The sequence below is a fragment of the Flagellatimonas centrodinii genome, assembly GCF_016918765.2.
Classification (GTDB): Bacteria; Pseudomonadota; Gammaproteobacteria; order Nevskiales; family Nevskiaceae; genus Polycyclovorans; species Polycyclovorans centrodinii.
In genome coordinates, this window is record NZ_CP092104.1 from 1,016,126 (window position 1) to 1,038,270 (window position 22,145).

Genomic DNA, 22,145 nt, shown 5'->3' on the forward strand with positions numbered 1-22,145 from the left:
GCATGAGTCGCCCGCCCTTCCCCTTCACCCGTGATGTTGCCGGCCTGCGCGACGGCCGCTTTGACCTGCTGGTGGTCGGCGGCGGCATCTATGGCGCCTGGGCCGCGTTCGACGCCGCGCAACGCGGCCTCAGTGTCGCCCTGATCGAGAAAACCGACTGGGGCGCGGGCACCTCGCAGTCGTCGAGCAAGCTGATTCATGGCGGCCTTCGCTACCTCGAACACTACGAGTTCCGGCTGGTCCGTCACGCGCTGCACGAGCGCAAGGTGTTGCACCGCATTGCGCCGCACCTGGTGCGACCACTGGATTTCATCCTGCCGGTGTTCAACGACCAGCGGGTAGGCCCTTTCATGCTGTCGTGCGGGCTCACCCTGTACGACCTGATGGGGCTCGGCGGGCAGCCGGTGCGTCGGCACCGCTACTTCCGCCCGCGCCGGTTGCGGCATGCGTACCCCTACCTCGACGCACGCGGCCTGGTCGGCGGCTTCCGCTATGGCGACTGTCAGGAGGATGACGCCCGCATGACGCTGGTGGTGGCCGCGGCCGCCCATGCCGCCGGTGCCGTCTGCGCCAACGGTGTCGAGGCACTGTCGCTGGATGCGCAGGGTGCCGAGGTCCGCAGCGACGAGGGGGAAACCTTCCGAATTCGTGCGCAGATGCTGATCAATGCCGCCGGCCCCTGGGCGATGCGCTTGCTGGGTGAGGATGCGCCGCCCACCCGCCTGGTCAAGGGCATGCATCTGGTGATGCCCGGCGTGCCCGGACTGCGCAACGCCTTTCTGCTGACCGCCGACGATGGCCGGGTGTTCTTCGTGATCCCCTGGTACGGTCGGACGCTGGTGGGGACCACCGAGCAGACCATCACCCGCGCCGAGGATGCGCTGCCCACCGAAGCCGAAACCGACTACCTGCTGGCCGCGGTGGCGCGCGCCATGCCCGGGCTCGGCTGGCGCCGCGAGGATGTGATCAGCCGGTTCGCCGGCACCCGCACGCTCGGGGTCGCACCCGCCACGTCACTGGCGGCAGTGAGTCGTGAATTCCAGATCCTGCGGCCCCGCGACAACGTCTTCATGCCGGTGGGTGGCAAGTACACCACCGCCCGCTGCGATGCCGCCGAGGTGGTCGACGCGGTCGCCAGCGCGCTCGGTGTCGATGCCACCAGCCGCACTGACGAAACCCTGTTGCCGGGGACCCCCGAGGGCGATTTCAACCGCTGGCGCGGCTCCACCCTCGCCCGTCTGATCGCGGCTGGCGTGGATGCCGAGGCGGCGCATACCTGTGCGATGCGGCACGGTTGCTACACCGACGCGTTGCTGGACCTGATCGAAGACGATCGCAGCCTGGGCCAGCGCGTGCACCCGGCGGCACCCTTCCTGCGGGTTGAACGGGTGTGGTCGCAGTCACACGAGATGGCGCGCAGCGAAGACGACCTGTCGCGGCGGCGGATGCCGTTGCAGTTGGTTGTGGGGTGAACCCCACCGTTTTTGCGAGCACTGCTCGCGGGTGGGGTGAACGACCGGACATGGATGTCTGGGCCGGGGTGAATTAGCGAAGTGACGGTTCGCCAGGATGGCCAATGCAGAGCCTTGGTAGCGGCACAACCCCAAGTGCATTCGCAGCACAACCCGACGCGCACTCAGGGCACTGTCCGTCGGACGCGATTGCCACGCCCGCTGCGCGGGCTCGCAATGACAAGGAGAGGGGGTGTCATCGCGAGGGGCAAAGCCCCGCGGCGATCTCGATGTCGCGGCACCGCGCTCGCCGGACGCGATTGCCGCGCCTGCTACGCAGGCTCGCAATGACCCCGTGCGCAGCTTCACTCACATCAGATACGTCGACTTCCAGTGGTAGTAGCCGGACAGCGCCTCCGGCCCGAGCTCGCGGCCGATGCCGCTGGCCTTGACCCCGCCGAACGGTGACCCGATGGCCGGCGCATAGCCATTAATGCCGACGGTGCCGGTGATGATGTGGTCGGCGACCTCACAGGCGTGGGCCTCATCCTTGCCCCAGACCGTACCGCCAAGCCCGAACTCGCTGTCGTTGGCGAGCCGGATCGCCTCAGCCTCGTCGCGATAGGGAATCACCGCCAGCACCGGCCCGAAGATTTCCTCGCGGGCAATGGTGGCCTCGTTGTTGACGTCGGCAAACACCGTGGGCTCGACGAACCAGCCGCGGCCCTGGGCGCCGGGGCGGCTACCGCCGACCACCAACCGACCTTCCTTGCGACCGGTTTCGATATAGCCTTCCACGCGTTGGCGATGGGCGGCCGAGGCCATCGGGCCAAGCTGGGTGTTCATGTCGGCCGCCGCGCCCACCGCGAGACCGCTCACCGTGCTGGCGATGGCGTCCACCACTTCGGCGTAGCGACTTTGCGGCGCGAGAATACGGGTGCTGTTGAAACAGGTCTGCCCATTGTTCAGCAGCGAGGCCAGCGGCAGGCGTTCCTGCAGCACCGCCAGGTCGACGTCTTCCAGCACCACCGCAGCGGACTTGCCCCCCAGCTCCAGCGTCACCGGGCGCAGCAGCTGGCCGCATTCACGGGCGATGATGCGGCCGGCAGCGGTGGAGCCGGTGAACGCGACCTTGTCGACACCCGGGTGCGACACCAGATAGGCACCAACATCGCGGTCGGCGGCCACCCAGTTGATCACGCCCGGCGGCAGTCCGGCTTCAATGGCGGCTTCAGCCATCAGGTAGCTGTCCAACACGGTGCCCGGCGACGGTTTGATCACGATGGTGCAACCGGCAGCCAGCGCCGGCGCGATCTTGCTGACCGCGAGGGCGATCGGGTAATTCCAGGGCACGATCGCGGCAATCACGCCGATCGGTACTTTCGACACCAGGGTTTCACGGCCGAGCTGCGAGCCGCGACGGTCTTCGGCCTGCGGCGTATCGATCAGGTCGGCATAGAAATTCACCATGCTCAGGGCGATCCCGGCCTCGAAGGCACTGCTCAACCACAGCGGCATGCCGTTCTGACGCGACACCGACAGCGCCAGGTCATCCTTGCGCTTCTGCAAGGCGGCATCGAAACGACGCAGCAGGGCCGCGCGGTCGGAGGCCGTCATATCGCGCCAGGCGGAGGATTCGAAGCCTGCCCGTGCGGCGGCCACAGCCCGGTCGATATCGCCATTCTGGCCTTCGGGCACGGTGGCAAGCGTTTCCTCGGTAGAGGCGTCGATCAGGGTGAAGGTCCGGTCCGAAACGGGTTTGACCCACTCTCCGCCGATGAAGAAGTGCTGACGATCCAGGCTGCTGGTGCCCATGGAAGTTCTCCTGTTGATTGTTATGGCGGGCTCAGGACCCACGCCGGTCATCGGAGACTAGGCCGCGGAAGCGCTCTCGGGTACTACCCGAACGGGTTGGATTTGGGATGGTTCACGCGCGCTACCCGAGCGGGTAGTAGATCGAACCGCAGGCTCCGCCTAGGGTATCGGGGAAAACCGAAGCAGGACAGGAAGAGAACCATGAGTGAAGCTGCAACACCGGCGCGGGTGCCGCGCCAACTGGATGTCGCCATCGTCGGCGCCGGCTGGTCGGGCATGTACATGCTCTACAAGTGTCGCCAGCTGGGCCTGAGTGCGAAGGTCTTCGAAAAAGGCCCCTCCGTGGGCGGCACCTGGTATTGGAACCGGTACCCCGGACTGCACTGCGATGTCGAGAGCGTTCAGTACTCTTTCTCGTTCGACAAGTCGCTGGAGCAGGAATGGAACTGGTCGGAGCGCTACGCCAGTCAACCCGAGATCCTTCGGTATGCCAACCATGTGGCGGACCGCTTCGACCTGCGCAAGGACATCATCTTCAATTCACTGGTGTCGGCGGCCCGCTATGACGATGCCACCGAGCAGTGGACGCTGACCACCGACAGCGACGGCAGCGTGCAGGCCCGCTTCGTGGTGATGGCCACCGGCTGCCTGACCATCCCGAAGGACGTCAACCTGCCCGGCATGGACGACTTCAAGGGCGAGGTCTACTACACCTCGCGATGGCCGCACACGATGCCGGACTTCGCGGGCAAGCGCGTCGGGATCATCGGCACCGGCTCCTCCGGTATCCAGACCATTCCGATCGTCGCCGAGCAGTCGGGCCACCTGCACATCTTCCAGCGCACGCCGAGCTATAGCCTGCCGGCCCACAACCGCAAGCTCGAGCCGGAATTCACGGAATCGGTGAAGGCCAACTACGACGAGCTACGCGAAACCGCCCGCCACCACCTCGTGGGGATTCCCGGCGAGACCTACGCAGCATCAGTGTTCGACGTTGACGAGGCCACTCGCGAGCGGATTTTTGGCGAATGCTACGACAGCGGCCGTCCGTTCGCGCTGATGGTCTCCTTTGGTGACCTGCTCACCAGCGAGGCCGCCAACAAGACCGCCCAGGACTATCTCGCCCGGCGCATCCGTGAGCGGGTGAAAGATCCGGCGCTGGCCGAACAGCTGATTCCGACAGACCAGTTCGTCGGCACCCGCCGCCTCTGCATCGACACCGGTTACTACGAGACCTTCAACCGGCCCAACGTGACCCTGCAGAACCTGGCACGCAACCCCATCGATGCGGTGACCGCCGACGGCATCCGGCTCAAGGACGGCACCGACGTGGCGCTGGATTGCCTGATCTTCGCCACCGGTTATGACGCCATGACCGGCGCCCTGTTGTCGATGGACATCCAGGGTGAGGGCGACGTACAGCTACGGGAACGCTGGGCCGCCGGCCCCCGCACCATGATGGGCCTGATGGTGGAAGGCTTCCCCAACATGTTCACGGTCACCGGCCCCGGAAGCCCTTCGGTGCTCAGCAACATGCTGGTCTCCATCGAGCAGCATGTCGACTGGATCAGCGACTGTCTGGCGTATTTGCAGGCGCAGCACAAGCGGAAGATCCAGCCCACGCCCGAGGCACAGGAGCACTGGGTCAACCACGTCAACGAGTTGGCCAATGCGACGCTGTTCCCGCGGGGCAACACCTGGTACATGGGCGCCAATGTGCCCGGCAAGCCACGGGTGTTCATGCCATATCTCGGCGTCGGGCCGTATCGGGCGCTGTGCGATGACATTGCCAAATCCGACTATCGGGGCTTTGTCACCGAGTGAGACGTGCCATTGGCCGCGACAACGGCCTATGATCGAAACACAGCTGTACATAAGAATGGAGAGGAGACGCCGATGACCCCATCGATGGACACATCGATCGCGATCCGTACCGCCCGCCGGCAACGGCTGGCGGACCTGTTGCACCGCAGTGCCGAGCGGGTGCCGCGCAAGCTGGCCCTGGTCTACGGGCCAGCCCGCCTCAGCTACGCCGAGCTCAACGACAAGGTGAACCGCACCGCCAATGCACTGCAGGCGCAGGGGGTCGGTCGCGGCGATCACATCGCCCTGCTGTCACACAACAACCTCGGCTTCGTCGTCACCCGCTTCGCGCTGGCGCGGCTGGGGGCGGTGATGGTGCCGATCAACTTCATGCTCAACGCCAGTGAAGTGGCCTATATCCTCGGCAATGGCGAGGTCTGCGGCATCGTCGCCGAGGACGCCCTCACTTCAGTGGCCGACGCTGCCATTGCCGAGGCGGGCATCACCGTGAAGGTGCGCGGATCGATTCGCGAAAAGCAGGATGCCACCCCCACCGGCTGGGACTGCATGCTGTCGTGGATGGACCACGCCGACAACGCCATGCCGGACGCCGACGTCGATGACGATGACCCGGTGCAGATGATGTACACCAGTGGCACCGAGTCGCGCCCCAAGGGCGTGCTGCTGCCGGCACGCAGCCTGTATGCCCAATACGCCAGCGTCATCATCGACGGCGAGATGACCAGCGACGACATCGAGGTGCATTCGTTGCCGCTGTATCACTGCGCCCAGCTCGATTGCTTCCTGACGCCAGACCTCTACCTCGGCGCTACCAGCATCGTGCTGCCGGCAGCCGACCCCGGCACCATTCTCAAGACCATCGCCGCAGAAAAGGCCAACAAGCTGTTCTGCCCGCCGACGGTCTGGATTGCCCTGCTGCGCCACCCGGATTTCGACAAGACCGATCTCAGCACCTTGAAGAAGGGCTACTACGGCGCCTCGATCATGCCGGTGGAGATCATCAAGGAAATCGCCAAACGTATCCCGGCGCTGCGGCTGTTCAATTTCTACGGCCAGACCGAAATGTCACCGGTGGCGACCATCCTCAAACCCGAGGACCAGCTACGCAAGCTGGGGTCCGCCGGGCGGCCAGCCATCAACTGCGAGACCCGGGTGGTGGACGACGATGACCGGCCGGTCCCCGTTGGCACCGTCGGCGAGATCGTGCATCGCAGCCCGCATGCGACGCTGGGTTACTGGAAGAACGAGGAAAAGACGGCCGAGTCCTTTCGCAACGGCTGGTTCCACAGTGGTGATTTGGGCGTGATGGATGAAGACGGCTATCTCAGCGTGGTCGACCGCAAGAAGGACATGATCAAGACTGGCGGCGAGAACGTCGCCAGCCGAGAAATCGAGGAAGTGATCTTCGCTCACCCCGCGGTCTCCGAAGTGGCGGTTTTCGGGGTCCCTCACCCGAAGTGGATCGAAGCCGTGATGGCGGTGGTGGTGGCTCGCCCCGGCGAAACCATCGAGGCCGAGGCCGTGATCGCCCATTGCCGCGAAAAACTGGCTGGCTACAAATCTCCAAAACTGGTCGAAGTCATCGACCAGCTCCCCAAGAATGCCAGCGGCAAGGTGCTGAAGCGCGACCTGCGCCTGCGCTTCGCCGACCGCGCCAACACCCTCAACTGATCGGCCTGCGGGCCTGTTTGCCGTTTTCCAGGAGTCATCGATGAACATCCACGAATTGAAACCCCTCGCCATCGTCATGGCAGCCACCCTGTTGATCGCCTGTGGCAAAAAGGAGGCGCCGGCGACCGAAGCCGCGCCGGCCGCTGCAGCCGAGGCCAAGGTGGCGCAGGTTGATGGCGCGCGCATCATCAATGCCGACAGCGAGCCGGGCGCCTGGCTCAGCCATGGCCGTACCTACAGCGAGCAGCGGTTCAGCCCGCTGAAGAAGGTCAACCTCGAGAACGTCGACGAGCTCGGCCTGGCCTGGCAGTACAAGCTGGACGTGGACCGCGCCACCGAGGCCACCCCCATCGTGGTCGATGGCGTGATGTACGTCACCGGTGCCTTCTCCATCGTCTCGGCGCTGGACCCGGTCAGCGGCAAGGAACTGTGGAAGTACGACCCCAAAGTGTCGCGTGACAAGGGCCGCGACGGCTGCTGTGGTGTCGCCAACCGCGGCGTCGCGGTGTGGCAGGGCAAGGTTTATGTCGGTGCCTATGACGGCCGCCTGATCGCGCTCGATGCCAAGACCGGCGCCGTCGCCTGGGAAGTGAACACGGTGCTCGATGCCAACCGCAGTTACACCATCACCGGTGCGCCGCGCATCATCAAGGGCAAGGTCATCATCGGCAACGGCGGCGCCGAGCTGGGTGTGCGCGGCTATATCACCGCCTACGATTCCGATTCCGGCAAGCAGCTGTGGCGCTTCTTCACGGTGCCGGGCGATCCGTCCAAGCCGGCCGAAGACAAGGCGATGGAACTGGCTCTGCCCACCTGGAAGGGCGATGCCTGGTGGAAGTTCGGCGGTGGCGGCACGGTGTGGGATGCCATGGCCTACGACCCGGAGATGGATCTGCTCTACATCGGCGTCGGCAACGGCAGCAGCTGGAGTCGCGAGGTGCGCAGCCCCGGTGGCGGCGACAACCTGTTCCTGTCCTCCATCGTCGCGCTCAAGCCGGACAGCGGCGAGTACGTGTGGCACTACCAGACCACGCCGGGCGATACCTGGGACTACACCGCGACCCAGCACATGATCCTGGCCGATCTGGAGATCAAGGGCGAGATGCGCAAGGTGTTGATGCAGGCACCGAAGAACGGCTTCTTCTACGTGCTCGATCGCAAGACCGGCGAGCTGCTGAGCGCCGAGAAGTTTGCGCCGGCCAACTGGGCCACCCATGTCGATATGGAGACCGGCCGTCCGGTGGAAAACCCGGAAGCCGACTGGTCGGAAAAGCCGGCACTGGTATCACCGGGCCCGCTGGGCGCGCACAACTGGCAGCCGATGTCGTTCAACCCGGACACCGGCCTGGTGTACATCCCGATGCAGGAGGCCGTCGCCTACTTCGTGCCGAATCCGGATGAAGAGTACGGCGGCAAGGGCACCTGGCACATGGGCTCCGAACCGATTGCCCTGCCGGAGGACGAGAAGGCGCTGGCCGATGCCGTAGGGGCCCACAAGGGTCATCTGGTGGCCTGGGACCCGGTGGCCCAGAAGGAAGTCTGGCGCCAGAGCTATGTCACCGTGTGGAACGGCGGCACGCTGAGCACCGCTGGGGGTCTGGTGTTTCAGGGCACCGCCGATGGTCGCTTCGTCGCCTACAACGCCGCCAACGGCGACAAGCTGTGGGAAACCCCGGCCAACACCGGCGTAATGGCGGGGCCCGTCACCTATGAAATCAACGGTGAGCAGTACGTCACTGTGGCAGCCGGCTGGGGCGGCGCCTTCCCGCTGGCGCTTGGCGCACTGTCGGAGCCGGCCAAGGTGCATCCGGAGGCCCGCGTGCTCACCTACAAGTTGGGTGGCAAGGCGACGCTGCCGCCGCCGCGCAACGTCACCCTGGACCTGCCCGAGCCGCCGGAACTGACCGCCAGCGCCGAGGTGATCGACCAGGGCCGGACCCTCTACAACGGTCACTGCGGCATGTGCCATGGCCCCAACGCCATCTCCGGCAGCGTGTTGCCGGACCTGCGCTACATGACGCCAGAGACCCACAAGATCTTCACCGGCATCCTCGCCGGCGCCTATGCCAGCAAGGGCATGCCGTCGGTGATGGACAAGCTCGATGCGGAGCAGGTGGAGGCGATCCACCAGTACATCATCAAGCGGGCCCACGATGTAAAGGCGGTGGTGGCTCAGCCCACATCATGAGATAGCTGCACTGCCAATGGCCGGTCGCCCCTGCGGGCGGCCGGCCTTTTTTGTGCTCACACACTCAGGTGTTTCTGCACCAGACTGTCAGACAGGCCATCGATGGCACCGCCGGCCACCAGCCGCCCCTTGTCGAGAATGCGGAAATCGGTTGCCACCCGGCGGGCAAACGGCAGCTTCTGCTCCACCAGCAACACGGTGAGCCCGGTCTCGCGGTTGAGTCGAATCAGCAGATCGCCGATCTCGGCAACGATGTTGGGCTGAATACCCTCGCAGGGCTCGTCGAGAATCAACAGCTGCGGGTTGAACACCAACGCGCGGCCGATGGCCAGCTGCTGCTGCTGCCCCCCGGAGAGATCGCCCCCCCGCCGTCGCAGCATCTGCTTGAGCACCGGAAAGGTGTCGTAGATGGGCTCCAGCGCGGTGCGGTCGCGGTCCGGACGCACGTAGACACCAAGCTGCAGGTTTTCCTCGACGGTGAGCTGGGGGAAGATTTCGCGGCCTTGCGGCACGTAGCCGATACCGAGACCCGCGCGGGCCTCGGCCGGGCGCCGCAACAAATCCTCGCCACCGAAGTGGATGCTGCCCTCGCGAATCGGCAACAGGCCCATCACGCATTTCAGCAGGGTGGTTTTGCCCATGCCGTTGCGGCCCATCAGGCAGGTGATGGAGCCGGGCTGCACGTCGAGACCGACATCCCAGAGGATATGGCTGCCGCCGTAGAACTGGTTGACGCCGCGGGTCTGCAGCAGCGGCTCGAATGCGGTGGCCGTCATGTCATTCACCGAGATACACCCGCCGGACTTCGGCATCGTTCTGCACGTCGTCGATACTGCCTTCGGCCAGTACGCTGCCCTCGTGCAGCACGCTGACCTTGCGCGAAATGGATCGGACGAAGGCCATGTCGTGCTCCACCACCACCACCGAGCGCTTGCCGGCGAGCGAGGTCAGCAGCTCGGCGGTGCGTTCGGTTTCCTGCGGCGTCATCCCGGCCACTGGCTCATCCACCAGCAGCAGTTGCGGCTCCTGCATCAGCAGCATGCCGATTTCCAGCCACTGCTTCTGGCCGTGGGACAGGCTGCCGGCGCGCTGGCCGTAGTGGCCCTTCAGCCCGATGATCTCCAGCACCTCGTCGATACGATCCCGCTGCGGGCCGCTGAGACGGGCGAACAGCGCATGCCAGACCCCGCGTGGCCCGGCCAGCGACAGCTCCAGGTTCTCGAACACGGTGTGCTCGGTGAACACCGTCGGCTTCTGGAACTTGCGGCCGATGCCGGCCTGGGCGATCTCCGGTTCATCCATCTGCAGCAGGTTGAAGGTCTGACCGAACCAGGCCTGACCTGCATCCGGTCGGGTCTTGCCGGTGATCACGTCCATCATGGTGGTCTTGCCGGCGCCATTGGGCCCGATGATGCAGCGCAACTCGCCGGCATCGATGTACAGCGTCAGTGCATTCAACGCGCGGAAGCCGTCGAAACTGACCGTGATGTCTTCTAGATAGAGGATGGTGTTGTGACTGAGATCGACCCGGCTCGGACGCTCGGTCGGCCGGTTGACGAAGTCGAAGACTTTGTCGCGCCGGGTCAGCTCGTGAATCGTGTCGCGCAGGCTCATGCGCGATCTCCCTTGCGGCGGGACAGCAGGCCCACCACGCCCCGCGGCAGCGCCAGGGTGACGCCGATGAACAGCGCCCCCAGCGCGTACAGCCAGATCTCCGGAAATACCGCGGTAAACCAGGTCTTGGCGTAGTTGACGATGCCGGCACCAAGTGCGGCGCCGAACAGCGTGCCGCGACCGCCCACCGCCACCCACACCACCGCCTCGATGGAATTGATCGGCGAGAACTCGCCCGGGTTGATGATGCCCACCTGCGGCACATAGAGCGCGCCCGCGACACCGGCCAGCATGGCCGAGAAGGTGAACAGCGCCAGCTTGTAATACTCGACCCGATAGCCAATGAAACGGGTGCGACTCTCGGCATCGCGGATCGCCTCGATGACGCGGCCGAAGCGCGAGCCGGTGAGATAGCGGCAGGCCAGATAGCCCAGGGTCAGCGCCAGCACGGTGGCGAGAAACAGCCCCATGCGGGTTGACGGCGACTGCAGGTCCTGCCCGAGAATGTCCTTGAAATCGGTCAACCCATTATTGCCGCCGAAGCCCATCTCGTTGCGGAAGAACGCCAGCATCAGGGCATAGGTGAGGGCCTGGGTGATGATCGACAGATAGACCCCGCCGACGCGCGAGCGGAAGGCCAGCCAGCCGAAGGCAAAGGCGAGGAGGCCGGGCGCCAGCAGCACCATCAGCATGGCGAACCAGAACTGGTCGAAGCCCTGCCAGTACCAGGGCAGCGATTCCCAGTTGAGGAAGACCATGAAATCCGGAAGTTCGGGATGTCCGTAGACGCCGCGCGTGCCGATCTGCCGCATCAGGTACATGCCCATGGCGTAGCCACCGAGCGCGAAGAAAGCGGTGTGGCCGAGGCTGAGGATGCCGCAGTAGCCCCAGATGAGGTCGATGGCGATGGCCAGCAAGGCATAGCTGAGATACTTGCCCAACAGCGTCACCCAGTAGTCCGGCAGGTGCAGTGCGGTGTCCGCCGGCACCAGCAGGTTGAGCACCGGCACCAGCACCGCCAGCGCCGCCATCACCGCCAGAAAGATCTGGCCGCCGCGGCTGCTGCCGAGTATCGATCGGGGGGTCATCAGTGGCCCTCCGCCGCACGGCCTTTCTGCGGAAACAGCCCGCGCGGGCGTCGCTGGATGAACAGGATGAGACCGACCAGTACCAGGATCTTGGCCATCACCGCGCCCGCCGTCGGCTCCAGCAGCTTGTTGAGGACACCGAGACTGAGGCCGCCGATCAGCGTTCCCCAGAGATTGCCGACCCCGCCGAACACCACCACCATGAAGGAGTCGACGATATAGGCCTGACCGAGGTTGGGGCCGACATTGGTCAGCTGTGACAGGGCCACCCCGGCGATGCCGGCAATGCCCGAGCCGAGACCGAAGGTCATCGCATCCACCCGTGCCGTGCGCACGCCCATGGCCCGGGCCATGGCGCGATTCTGCGAGACCGCCCGCACCTTCAGACCCAGCGAGGTGCGGTTGAGCACCCCCAGCAGCAAGGCGAACACCACCAGGGTGAAGAGGATGATGAACAACCGGTTGTAGGTGACGGAGAACAGGTCGTTGATCTGCCACAGGCCCTGCATCCAGTCGGGCGAGGCGACCGAGCGGTTCAACGGCGAGAAGATTGACCGCACCAATTGCTGCAATACCAGCGACAGGCCGAAGGTGGCGAGCAGGGTTTCCAGCGGGCGCCCATAGAGGAACCGCACCACCCCGCGCTCGATGGCGACCCCCACCAGCCCCGACACGCAGAAGGCGGCGGGCACTGCCAGCACCAGCGCCAGACCGATGTGATTGGGCAGCAGTAACTGCATCACGTAGGTGGTGTAGGCACCAATCATGATCAGTTCGCCATGGGCCATGTTGATCACGCCCATCACGCCGAAGCTGATGGCCAGCCCGATCGCCGCGAGCACCAGTACCGAGCCCAGCGACAAACCGAAGAACAGCGTCTCCAGCGCGCCATAGACCTGCCGCCAGCCGTCGATATCGCCCACCACCCGGGTGGCCAGCGCGCGCACTTCGGGGTCGGTTTCAATCGCCGGATCGGTCAGCGGCTTGACCCGGTTGTAGACCAGATTGCGTTGCTCGCCCACCAGCGTCTTGAGGGCCGCCAGTCGCTGATCCGCAGTGTCGGCGGCGAGGTCACGCACCGCCAGCGCGATGGCGATTTCACGGCGCACGCGGTCGCTGTCATCGGCGTCGACCTGGGCTTCCAGCAGTGCCTCCATGTCGGCATCGAGATCACCACTGAGCTCGCGTACCGCGCGGATCCGGACGTCGTCATCGGGATCGGCAAGGTCAAACTGGGCCAGCCCGCGCTTGAGTTGTGAGCGCAGCCGGTTGTTGGTGCGCACGCGGTCACGGGAACCGGGTGCGGCATCCGGGGCCAGGGCCCCGGTCAACGCATCGCGCCAGATCGGCACCGATGCATCGGATTGTTCAGGGTCGGCGATATAGACGCCGCCGTCGGTGGCGTATAGCCGATTGTCCAGCAGCGCAGCCAGTACCGAACGCGCCTGCGGATGCCGCGCGGACACCAGGGCCTGCACCTTGTCGCCCTTGTCGCGGAAGCCAGCGTCGGGCAGCGCTCGCACCGTTTCAGCAAATGCCATGTCGGCCGACGACACATCGGCGTGCGCCAGGCCGGCACACAGTCCCAGTATCAGCACGGCGCACCAGCGGAGTATCGGTGACGGGGTTCGGGTCATGAGGTTCCAGGAAACCGTTGTTGAAACTGTTCTTGATGGGGTGGCGACGGGCAGGAGAACCCGCCGCCACACCGGGGACCGCAACAACAGCGCCAATGGGTGCCCCCCGACCGCAGGCGCACTGCTTGGCTTCTCGGACAACATCAAACGCGGGAGGCAGGCCTCAGTAGTTCTGACCCGAACATTCCTTGGTTTCGGTGTTGTAGTTGCCACACTTCAGATCGACCCAGTCGGCTTCAATGACCTTGCTGGAGGGCAGGAAGTCCGACCAGGCGTCACCCGCCACTTCACCTTCGGTTTCCCACACCACGTCGAACTGACCGTCATCACGAATCTCGCCGATCAGCACCGGCTTGGTGATGTGATGGTTGGCCAGCATCTTGGCGGTGCCACCAGTGAGGTTCGGCGTTTCGAGGCCGGGCAATGCGGTCAGCACGGCATCGACATCGGTGGTGCCGGCCTTTTCGACCGCCTGCGCCCACAGGTTGAAGCCGACGTAGTGCGCTTCCATCGGATCATTGGTGACGCGCTTGTCGTTCTTGATGAAGGTCTTCCACTGCTTGATGAACGCCGCGTTCTCCGGCGTGTCGACGCTCATGAAGTAGTTCCAGGCGGCGAGGTGACCGACCAGCGGCGCGGTGTCGATGCCGGACAGTTCTTCTTCCCCCACGGAGAAGGCGACCACCGGGATGTCTTCGGCGGAGATCTTCTGGTTGCCCAGTTCCTTATAGAACGGCACGTTGGCATCACCGTTGATGGTGGACACCACCGCCGTCTTCTTGCCGGTGGAGCCGAACGCCTTGATCTCGGACACGATCGACTGCCAATCGGAGTGCCCGAACGGCGTGTAATTGATCATGATGTCGTCCGCTGCCACGCCCTTGGCCTTGAGGTAGGCCTCGAGAATCTTGTTGGTGGTGCGCGGGTAGACGTAGTCGGTGCCCGCCAGCACCCAGCGTTCGACTTCCAGATCGTTCATCAGGTAGTCCACCGCCGGAATCGCCTGTTGGTTGGGCGCAGCGCCGGTGTAGATGACGTTCTTGGAAGACTCCTCACCTTCGTACTGCACCGGATAGAACAGCAGGCCGTTCAGCTCCTCGAACACCGGCAGCACGCTCTTGCGCGACACCGAGGTCCAGCAGCCGAAGACCACGTCCACCTTGTCCTTGGCCAGCAGCTCACGCGCCTTCTCGGCGAACAGCGGCCAGTTGGACGCGGGATCGACCACCACGGCTTCCAGCTTCTTGCCGAGCAGCCCCCCCTTCTTGTTCTGCTCGTCGACCAGCATCAGGACCGTGTCCTTCAGCGTGGTTTCGGAGATGGCCATCGTGCCGGAGAGCGAGTGCAGCACCCCGACCTTGATGGTGTCTGCGGCCTGCGCCGCAACACTGGCGGCGCCGAGTGTGGCGGCCGCAAGAATGGATTTGAGTTTCATGACAGATACTCCTTGGTTGATAACGTCCGTTCAGGACGTGGCTCAGAACGTGAACAGGGCTTCGATCGCGAACGAATCCGAATCGCCGTTGGTGTCCGACTCGTCCATCCGGTACTCCGTCACCAGCAGCAGGTTGTCGCCGATCTTGTAGCTGGGCGACAGGGTGATGGCGCTGCCATCGTCGACGGTGACGCCGGTGGCGCTCTCGATCTCGAAGTCGTGATAACGAAGCGTGATGCCGAAGGGACCGGTGGCGTAGTTGGCCATCAGCAGATAGCCATCGCCCTCACCATCAACGACAGCACTGGACGTGCCGTACTCGACCACGTTGTATTCGCCGGCGAAGGTGAATCCCGACACCGAATACGCGGTCCAGAAATTGATGATGTCGGTGTCGGTGTCCTGGTCGACGATGTAGAACGCTTTTGCAGTCAGGCCTTCCACCGGCATCAGCGCCAGGCCGAACTCGTAGCCCATCTCGTCGTCGACGCCGTCGGTGCTGTTGCGGTCCAGCGGATTGAAGGCGCTGGTGACCACAGACCCCATGGCGGCGAAGCTGCCGCCGTCGTAGTAGGCCGATACGCCGTTCTGGTAGAAGCCGTAGAAATACTTGGCATAGCCGGTGCCGCTGAACTGGAACAAACCGGTCGGCTCTTCGGTTTCCCACCCGCTATAGCTGAGGAAGCGGCCCACTTTCACACTGAACTGCTCGGTGAACGCCTTGGTGACGAACGCCTGTTCGACGAAAGTTTCGTCGTCACTGCCATCAAAGCCTTCGCCGTATTCGATGTCGACCTGGGCGGAGACCCCACTCGAACCGGCATATTTGAAGGTGGTCTCGAACTGATCGATGCCAATACTTTCCGTGCTCGATCCGCCATCCGGACTGAACGATGAATACGACATGTCGAGAAAACCGGAGATGCTGATGCCGTTCCCCAGTTCGATCTCGGCATGCGCGACGGGCATGGCGCCGACTGCGCCAACCGTCACAAGTGCCGCTGCCCGTGCCCAGGCCTGGGCCCGGTGTGTCCCTGCATATTGCTGCTTCATGTGTAATCTCCCAAAGTGTGACTGCCTTTGAACGGGCCACCAGCCGATGCCGGTGACGGGTTTCCCCTCCCTGCCTACGGTCTTCATTGCTGGCCTCTGCGGGCCGTGTGAAGCATGTGAACGGTGATCTTGCGAACCTCCGCCTTGCTTTCCTCGATGTGGCTCTTGAGCAAAAGCTGAGCCTGGTCGGCACGGCGCTGCAGCACCGCCCGGAGGATCTTTCCGTGCTCGATGTAGGTGGCTTCGATTCGCGGTGGCTTGGTGAAGTCGAGCCGCCGCACGATGCGGATGCGCTCGGTCACCGCGTGGTGCATCTGTGCCATCTCGCTATTGCCGGTGGCCTCCACCAGCATTTCGTGGAAGCGTTCATCAAGCGCCGATACGGTGACGCCATCGGTGAGGCGCTCGGCGGCCGGTACCAGCCAGATGCGCTTCAGGTCCGACAGCGGCGCTGGCGGCGTTTCGTGCTCACACAGGCGCTTGACCGCCGCCGTTTCGAGAATGATGCGGATGTCATAAAGATCCTCGAACGACTTGAAATCAAACGGCCGTACCTGCCAGCCGCTGCGATAGAGGACCTCAACATAGCCCTCGCGCTGCAGACGGAACAGCGCCTCGCGAACCGGTGTCCGGCTGACCTCCATGCGCTCGGCGATCTCGTTTTCGCTGAAGCGATCGCCGGGCAATAGCCGGAACTCGAAGATGTCCTGCTTGAGTTGGGCGTAGATCCGCTCGGCCAGATTCTCGCCACGGTCGCGCCCGCGACGCAGATTGATGACCTTGTCAGCACTCATCGGCATGTCCTCAGGCGGGGGTGATGTAGAGCAACGCATCGCCGGCGTTCACCGGTCGTCCGGCCTGACAGCGCAGCGCCGACACGGTGCCCTCCACCGGGGCCGGAACGGTGAACTCCATCTTCATCGCCTCGACGATCAGCAAGGGATCACCGGCCGCCACCGCCTGCCCGGCTTCCACCAGAAGCTTCCAGATGTTGCCGCTGATGTCGGCGAATACCGGCTGGCCGTCGGCGTCCTCCATGGGCATTGCCGGTGGCTCGGGAACGACGTCCGGCGACATCGCCGCATCGGCCCGCCAGTGCGCCACTTCCTCGGCAAAGGCGGCCTGCTGCTTGGCCTTGAAGGCGGTGATGCTGTCGGCGTTGTCGGCGAGAAAGCGCTCATGCGCGGCGATGTCGAAGACTTCCTCGGTGATGTCCGGCAACAGCCGGCCTTCGCGGAAGTCGTCGCGCATGGCGGTGAGCTCGTCTTCGCTGACTTCGTAGTACTGCACCTGGTCGAAGAACTTGAGCAACCACGGTTCGCCGTTGGCGAAGGCCCGATTTTTCAGGAACGTGTTCCAGATCGGCAGGGTGCGGCCGATCAACTGATAGCCGCCGGGTGAATCCATGCCGTAGATGCACATGTAGACCCCGCCGATACCGACGGTGCCCTCGGCGGTGTAGGTGCGCGCCGGGTTGTATTTCGATGTGAGCAGCCGGTGCCGCGGGTCCACCGGGACCGCGCACGGTGCGCCCAGGTACACGTCGCCCAGCCCCAGCACCATGTAGCGCGTGTCGAACACGGTGCGCTTCACCGTCTCCACCGAATCCAGCCCGTTGATACGGCGCATGAACTCGACATTGCTCGGCAGCCACGGCGCGGTGTCGCGCACCGACTGACGGTAGCGGGCGACGGCATCGAGGGTGGCACTGTCCTGCCAGGCCATCGGCAAGCGCACCACCCGCGTGGGAATCCGCAAGGTGGCGATATCCGGCAGTCGATGCTCGGCGGCCAGTAGCGCATCGAGCAGGGCCGCCTGCGTGATACGGCGGCTGTCATAGTGAATCTGCAGCGAGCGCACGCCGGGCGACAGTTCGAGAATGCCGGGGACCGGATCGGCGTGGAGGGCCTGCATCAGCGCGTAGATCCGCAGGCGCAGGCGCAGGTCCAGCACCATCGGCCCGTATTCCAGCAGGATGTAGGTATCCCCTGCCTGCCGGTAGGCGACCGCCGGCCGGCTCCCCTCCGGCGCAAGCTCGGCCAGCACGCATTCCGACACCGTGCCCTGCGGCCGGTGCAGGACTCGTGCGCCCCCCGGTTTGGGGATGGGGGTCAGCGTCTCGATGGCTCGGTCTTGCGCCTTCTGCAGTGCCAGCGCCTCGTCGAAATCGATGCGCTGAAAGCGGATGCGATCCCCCGGCTTGACCTGACCGATCTTCCACAGCTCGGCCTGGGCAATCGTCACCGGGCAGACGAAACCGCCCAGGCTGGGGCCGTCGCGGGTCAGGATCACCGGCATGTCACCGGTGAAATTGACCGCGCCGATGGCGTACTCGCAGTCGTGAACGTTGGACGGGTGCAGGCCGGCTTCGCCACCGTCAGTGCGTGCCCATTCCGGCTTCGGCCCCATCAGCCTGACGCCAAGCCGGTTGGAGTTGTAATGCACTTCCCAGTCGGTGGCGAAGAACTGTTCGATCGAGGCTTCGGTGAAGAAGTCCGGTGCACCATGCGGTCCGTACAGCACGCCGACGGTCCAGTGCGTGTCGTAGGTCGGGATCATCGCCGCTGGCGCCGGCGCCGCCTGCGGCAGGGTCGTGGTCTCGGTGAGCCGCAGCATGTCGCCGCCGCGCAGCGGCCGACCGGCATGGCCGCCGAACTGCCCGAGCGCGAACGTCGCCCGCGACCCGAGATACACCGGCACATCAAAGCCCCCCGCCACCGCAAGGTAGGTCCGGCATCCTGCTTCGGCCTTGCCGATCTTTAGGACCTGGCCGGCACGCACCGGCTGCGGGGTCCAGAACGGACACGGCTCGCCATCCAACGTCGCCGGCGTGGGGGCGCCGGTGAGGGCAACGCAGGCATCGCGGTGGAAGCGCAGGGTCGGCCCGAGGATGGTGCATTCGAGCCCCGCCGCATCCGCCGGGTTGCCGACGATACGGTTGGCCATGCGGAAGGCGAAATCGTCCATCGGCCCCGAGGGCGGTACGCCAACATCCCAGTAGCCGACGCGGCCGGGATAGTCCTGCACGGTGGTGTAGGTGCCGGGGTCGATCATCTCGATCACCGGCGCGGCATAGGCGAAGCTGTCGAGAAAGCGCGTGAATACCGCACCACTGGCGAAAGCCGGGCTGGCGATGATCTGCCGGAGGTAGTCGAGGTTGGTGGCGATGCCGGCCAGCCGGGTCTGGTCGAGCGCGGTCCGCAGCTTGGCAATGGCATCGTCGCGATCCGTTCCGTGGACGATCAGCTTGGCGATCATCGGGTCGTAATGTGGCGACACCTCAGTGCCGGTGGTGACCCAGCCATCAATACGCGCCTCCGCAGGAAACGCCACCTCGGTCAGGATGCCGGGGGACGGCTGGAAGTTGCGCACCGGGTCCTCGGCGTAGATGCGGACTTCCATCGCCGCACCCCTCGGCTGACAGCGGAACTGCGCCAGGTCCGGTGGCTCGCCGGCGGCGGTACGGATCATCCAGTCGACCAGGTCGACACCGGTGCAGGCTTCGGTGATCGGATGCTCCACCTGCAGGCGCGTGTTCACCTCCAGGAAATAGAAGTCATCCCGGGCCGGGTCATAGATGAACTCGACCGTGCCGGCGTTGGCATAGGCCACCGACTCGCCCAGTCGCACGGCGGCGGCAAGCAAGGCATCGCGGGTGGCCGCCGGCAGGTTGGGCGCCGGGGTTTCCTCCACCACTTTCTGGTTGCGCCGTTGCAATGAGCAGTCACGCTCGCCCAGTGCCACCACCTTGCCGTGACCATCCCCGAAGATCTGCACCTCGACGTGGCGGGCATTCTCGACATAGCGCTCGATGAACACGCCACTGTCGCTGAAGAAGTTCTGCCCCTGCCGCTGTACGGTGGCAAACGCGGCGGCCAGCTCCGCTTCGCTGTCACAGCGGGTGAGGCCGATGCCGCCCCCGCCGGCGGTGGACTTGAGCATGATCGGATAGCCGATCTCGCGGGCCGACACCACTGCGGCTTCAAGACTGTCGAGCAGGCCTGTCCCCGGGGTCAGGGGCACGCCTGCCGCTTCCGCCAGGGCCCGTGATTCATGCTTGAGGCCAAAGCGGCGGATCTGGTCTGGCGTCGGTCCGACAAAGACGATGCCGGCACGTGCGCAGTCATCCGCAAATGCCGTGTTCTCTGACAGGAACCCGTAGCCCGGAATCACCGCTTCGGCACCGGTGGCCTTCGCCGCCGCGATGATCTTGTCACCCCGCAGATAGCTGTCAGCGGGCGCGTTGCCCCCCAGCGCAACCGCCTCGTCGGCCAGACGCACATGGAGGCTGTTGCGATCGGCATCCGAGAAGACCGCGACACTGCCCACACCCATGGACTTCAGGGTACGGGCGATGCGGACGGCAATTTCGCCACGGTTTGCGATCAGGACTTTGCGGAACATGGAGAGATCCTTCAGGCCGCGCGTGCGCGCTCGGCGGCCATGAAGGCCCGCCAACCGCCGAAGTGAGTGATATCGAGGGCGTCGGCGGTGGCCCAGGCCTCGCAGATGAAGCCCTTGACGCTACGACCATCGGCCAGCGCCAGGGTGCCGATGCCCAGCGGGGCCGGAATCAGGGCGACAAAACTGCCGAATGCCTCCGTCGGCATGTCCCACAGCTCCACCTCGATGGCGGCGCCGTGGCCGGTGCGGACCAGTCCGGGTTTGGGCGGGACGGTGCCTGGCAATGCGTAGAAGCGATAGTCGTCGGCGGTGTGCGTTTTCTCGACCAGCACCGCCGAGCGCTCGGTGAGCTGGTAGTTCAACGGCATCCCGCTGAGGTGGGCCCCGACCACCGCCACCCGCACCTGATCCGGCCCCGGTGCTGCCGGTGGTTGTGGCACCGGCTCGGGTACCCGACCGCTCGTACCCAACGACCACGGCACTTGCCGCTGCCAACGCCGCCCGAAATCGAGCAGTGCGGCGTCCTCCCATGCACCTGCAATCACCGTAATGCCGGCCGGCAGCCCGTCGTCGCGGAAGCCGGCCGGGAGCGCCAGGGCACAGCCGTCCATGAGATTGACGAAGTTGGTGTAGGTCCCCAGCCGGGTGTTCAGCTCCACCGGCGATGCCTCAACATCGGCAATGGTGTAGATGCTCGGTGCGCTGGGTACCACCAGGGCATCCACGTCGCGCATGAGGCCCTGGGCGGCGCGTACCAGCTCGGCGCGGCGGTAGTCGGCGCGGAAGCCATCGCCCGCAGAAAATGCATCGCCACGGCTGATGATGGTCTGCACCACCGGATTCATGGTGACGCCCGGGCGGGTCAGAAAGTCGGCGATCGCCGCTTGCCGCTCGGCAACCCAGGGGCCGTCGTAGAGCAGATCCGCGAGCGCATGCAGCGGCGTGAAATCCAGTGGCACCAGCGTCGCACCCAGTGCGCTCAACTGGGCGCTGGCACGGTCGAATGCGGCCGCCGCCAGATGATCTCCAAAGAACTGAGGCGCCGCCGGTACGCCCAGTCGCGGCGCAGCCGGCAGGCGCCGCGCCGCCATCATTGCCGGGGCTGGACGGGCATAAGGGTCCGCGTTGTCGAAGCGTCCCAGCACCGCCGCCACCTGCGTCGCATCGTCCAGGGTATGGGCAAAAATCGATACGCAGTCGAGCGTGCGGCACGCCGGCACCACGCCAAGGGTACTGAACCATCCGCGGGTCGGCTTGACCCCCACCAGATTGTTGAAGGCCGCCGGAATTCGCCCCGAACCCGCGGTGTCGGTGCCCAACGAAAAGGCCGCCAGCCCCCGCGCCACCAGCGTGGCCGACCCCGAGCTGGAACCGCCGCTGACATAGTCCGGGTTGAACGCGTTGGGGACCGCGCCGTAGGGCGACCGCACCCCCACCAGCCCCGTAGCGAACTGGTCGAGGTTGCTCTTGCCCAGCAGCAGCGCTCCGGCTGCCGTGAGATGCTGCACCACCGTCGCCGAGCGTTCCGGCAGGTAGGCGAAATCCGGACAGGCCGCCGTGGTCGGCAGACCCGCGACATCGATGTTGTCCTTGACCACGAAGGGCACACCGAACAGCGGGAAGGCGGCCCAGTCACGGCCGGCCGCCTCGAACCGTTCCATCAGCGCCTCGGCCTGCGCCTGCAGGGCGGCGGCATCAAGGCACAGTATCCAGTCCGGCTCGGTCGCCACGCAGCGGGCCGACAGCGCCGCCATTGCCGTCAGCGGCGACAGGCCGCCCTGGTAGGCGGTGGTCCAGTCAGAGATCGTCCAGGCGTTTGCCACGTCTTGCGCACCATCTTGTGTACAAGACGGTGTTCAGCAAGGCCTGTGCCAAAACGCTTCTTCGGACTGCGCCCGACGATTTATGCTTTCAAGTCAGATAGTTGCCGGTCATTCACTGCGGCAACCGGCCGGCCATCGGGTC

14 protein-coding genes are annotated in these 22,145 nt (G+C 65.1%); 4 read left to right on the plus strand and 10 right to left on the minus strand.

Annotation, left to right across the window (positions count from 1 at the left end; all coding sequences use genetic code 11):
* Positions 1 to 2: 2 nt before the first annotated feature.
* On the plus strand, positions 3 to 1,472 hold the full coding sequence (locus tag JN531_RS04905; RefSeq protein WP_228347742.1) for a glycerol-3-phosphate dehydrogenase/oxidase: 1,470 nt from the start codon (positions 3 to 5) through the stop codon (positions 1,470 to 1,472).
* 348 nt (positions 1,473 to 1,820) lie between these two features.
* Here JN531_RS04905 and JN531_RS04910 read toward each other — a convergent pair whose 3' ends face one another.
* Complete coding sequence (locus tag JN531_RS04910; RefSeq protein ID WP_228347743.1) at positions 1,821 to 3,266, minus strand: aldehyde dehydrogenase; 1,446 nt, start codon at positions 3,264 to 3,266, stop codon at positions 1,821 to 1,823.
* A gap of 201 nt (positions 3,267 to 3,467) precedes the next feature.
* On the opposite strand from JN531_RS04910, the gene JN531_RS04915 reads away from it, so the two are divergent.
* From JN531_RS04915 to JN531_RS04925, 3 genes are all read left to right on the plus strand, one after another.
* Positions 3,468 to 5,090, plus strand: coding sequence for a flavin-containing monooxygenase (locus tag JN531_RS04915; RefSeq protein WP_228347744.1), 1,623 nt, complete (start codon positions 3,468 to 3,470; stop codon positions 5,088 to 5,090).
* A 72-nt stretch (positions 5,091 to 5,162) separates the two neighbouring features.
* Complete coding sequence (locus tag JN531_RS04920) at positions 5,163 to 6,761, plus strand: fatty acyl-CoA synthetase (protein ID WP_228347745.1); 1,599 nt, start codon at positions 5,163 to 5,165, stop codon at positions 6,759 to 6,761.
* Positions 6,762 to 6,801: 40 nt separating this feature from the next.
* Positions 6,802 to 8,949: a PQQ-dependent dehydrogenase, methanol/ethanol family gene (locus JN531_RS04925; protein ID WP_228347746.1), complete on the plus strand. Its 2,148-nt coding sequence runs from the start codon at positions 6,802 to 6,804 to the stop codon at positions 8,947 to 8,949.
* A 56-nt stretch (positions 8,950 to 9,005) separates the two neighbouring features.
* Here the strand turns inward: JN531_RS04925 and urtE are convergent, their stop codons facing one another.
* The 9 genes from urtE to atzF all read right to left on the minus strand — a co-directional run bounded on the left by urtE (position 9,006) and on the right by atzF (position 22,003).
* Complete coding sequence (gene urtE / locus JN531_RS04930; RefSeq protein WP_436233304.1) at positions 9,006 to 9,701, minus strand: urea ABC transporter ATP-binding subunit UrtE; 696 nt, start codon at positions 9,699 to 9,701, stop codon at positions 9,006 to 9,008.
* A gap of 25 nt (positions 9,702 to 9,726) precedes the next feature.
* The gene (gene urtD / locus JN531_RS04935; RefSeq protein WP_228347748.1) at positions 9,727 to 10,563 is read right to left on the minus strand and encodes an urea ABC transporter ATP-binding protein UrtD; all 837 of its coding nucleotides are present in this window, start codon (positions 10,561 to 10,563) and stop codon (positions 9,727 to 9,729) included.
* Positions 10,560 to 11,651 (minus strand): urea ABC transporter permease subunit UrtC, encoded by a 1,092-nt coding sequence (gene urtC, locus JN531_RS04940; RefSeq protein WP_228347749.1) that lies wholly within the window; start codon positions 11,649 to 11,651, stop codon positions 10,560 to 10,562. The genes urtD and urtC overlap by 4 nt, the downstream gene beginning before the upstream one ends.
* Entirely contained in the window at positions 11,651 to 13,288 is a 1,638-nt protein-coding gene (gene urtB / locus JN531_RS04945; protein ID WP_228347750.1) for an urea ABC transporter permease subunit UrtB, read from the minus strand. Before urtB ends, urtC begins: the two co-directional genes overlap by 1 nt.
* A 163-nt stretch (positions 13,289 to 13,451) precedes the next feature.
* Positions 13,452 to 14,723 carry an urea ABC transporter substrate-binding protein gene (gene urtA, locus JN531_RS04950; RefSeq protein ID WP_228347751.1) on the minus strand — a complete coding sequence of 424 codons (1,272 nt, stop codon included), beginning with the start codon at positions 14,721 to 14,723 and terminating at the stop codon, positions 13,452 to 13,454.
* Positions 14,724 to 14,765: 42 nt separating this feature from the next.
* Complete coding sequence (locus tag JN531_RS04955) at positions 14,766 to 15,776, minus strand: outer membrane beta-barrel protein (RefSeq protein WP_228347752.1); 1,011 nt, start codon at positions 15,774 to 15,776, stop codon at positions 14,766 to 14,768.
* Between the two features lie 83 nt (positions 15,777 to 15,859).
* Positions 15,860 to 16,570: a GntR family transcriptional regulator gene (locus JN531_RS04960; protein ID WP_228347753.1), complete on the minus strand. Its 711-nt coding sequence runs from the start codon at positions 16,568 to 16,570 to the stop codon at positions 15,860 to 15,862.
* Between the two features lie 10 nt (positions 16,571 to 16,580).
* On the minus strand, positions 16,581 to 20,180 hold the full coding sequence (gene uca, locus JN531_RS04965; RefSeq protein ID WP_228347754.1) for an urea carboxylase: 3,600 nt from the start codon (positions 20,178 to 20,180) through the stop codon (positions 16,581 to 16,583).
* Between the two features lie 11 nt (positions 20,181 to 20,191).
* On the minus strand, positions 20,192 to 22,003 hold the full coding sequence (gene atzF / locus JN531_RS04970) for an allophanate hydrolase (protein ID WP_228347755.1): 1,812 nt from the start codon (positions 22,001 to 22,003) through the stop codon (positions 20,192 to 20,194).
* Between the last annotated feature and the right edge of the window lie 142 nt (positions 22,004 to 22,145).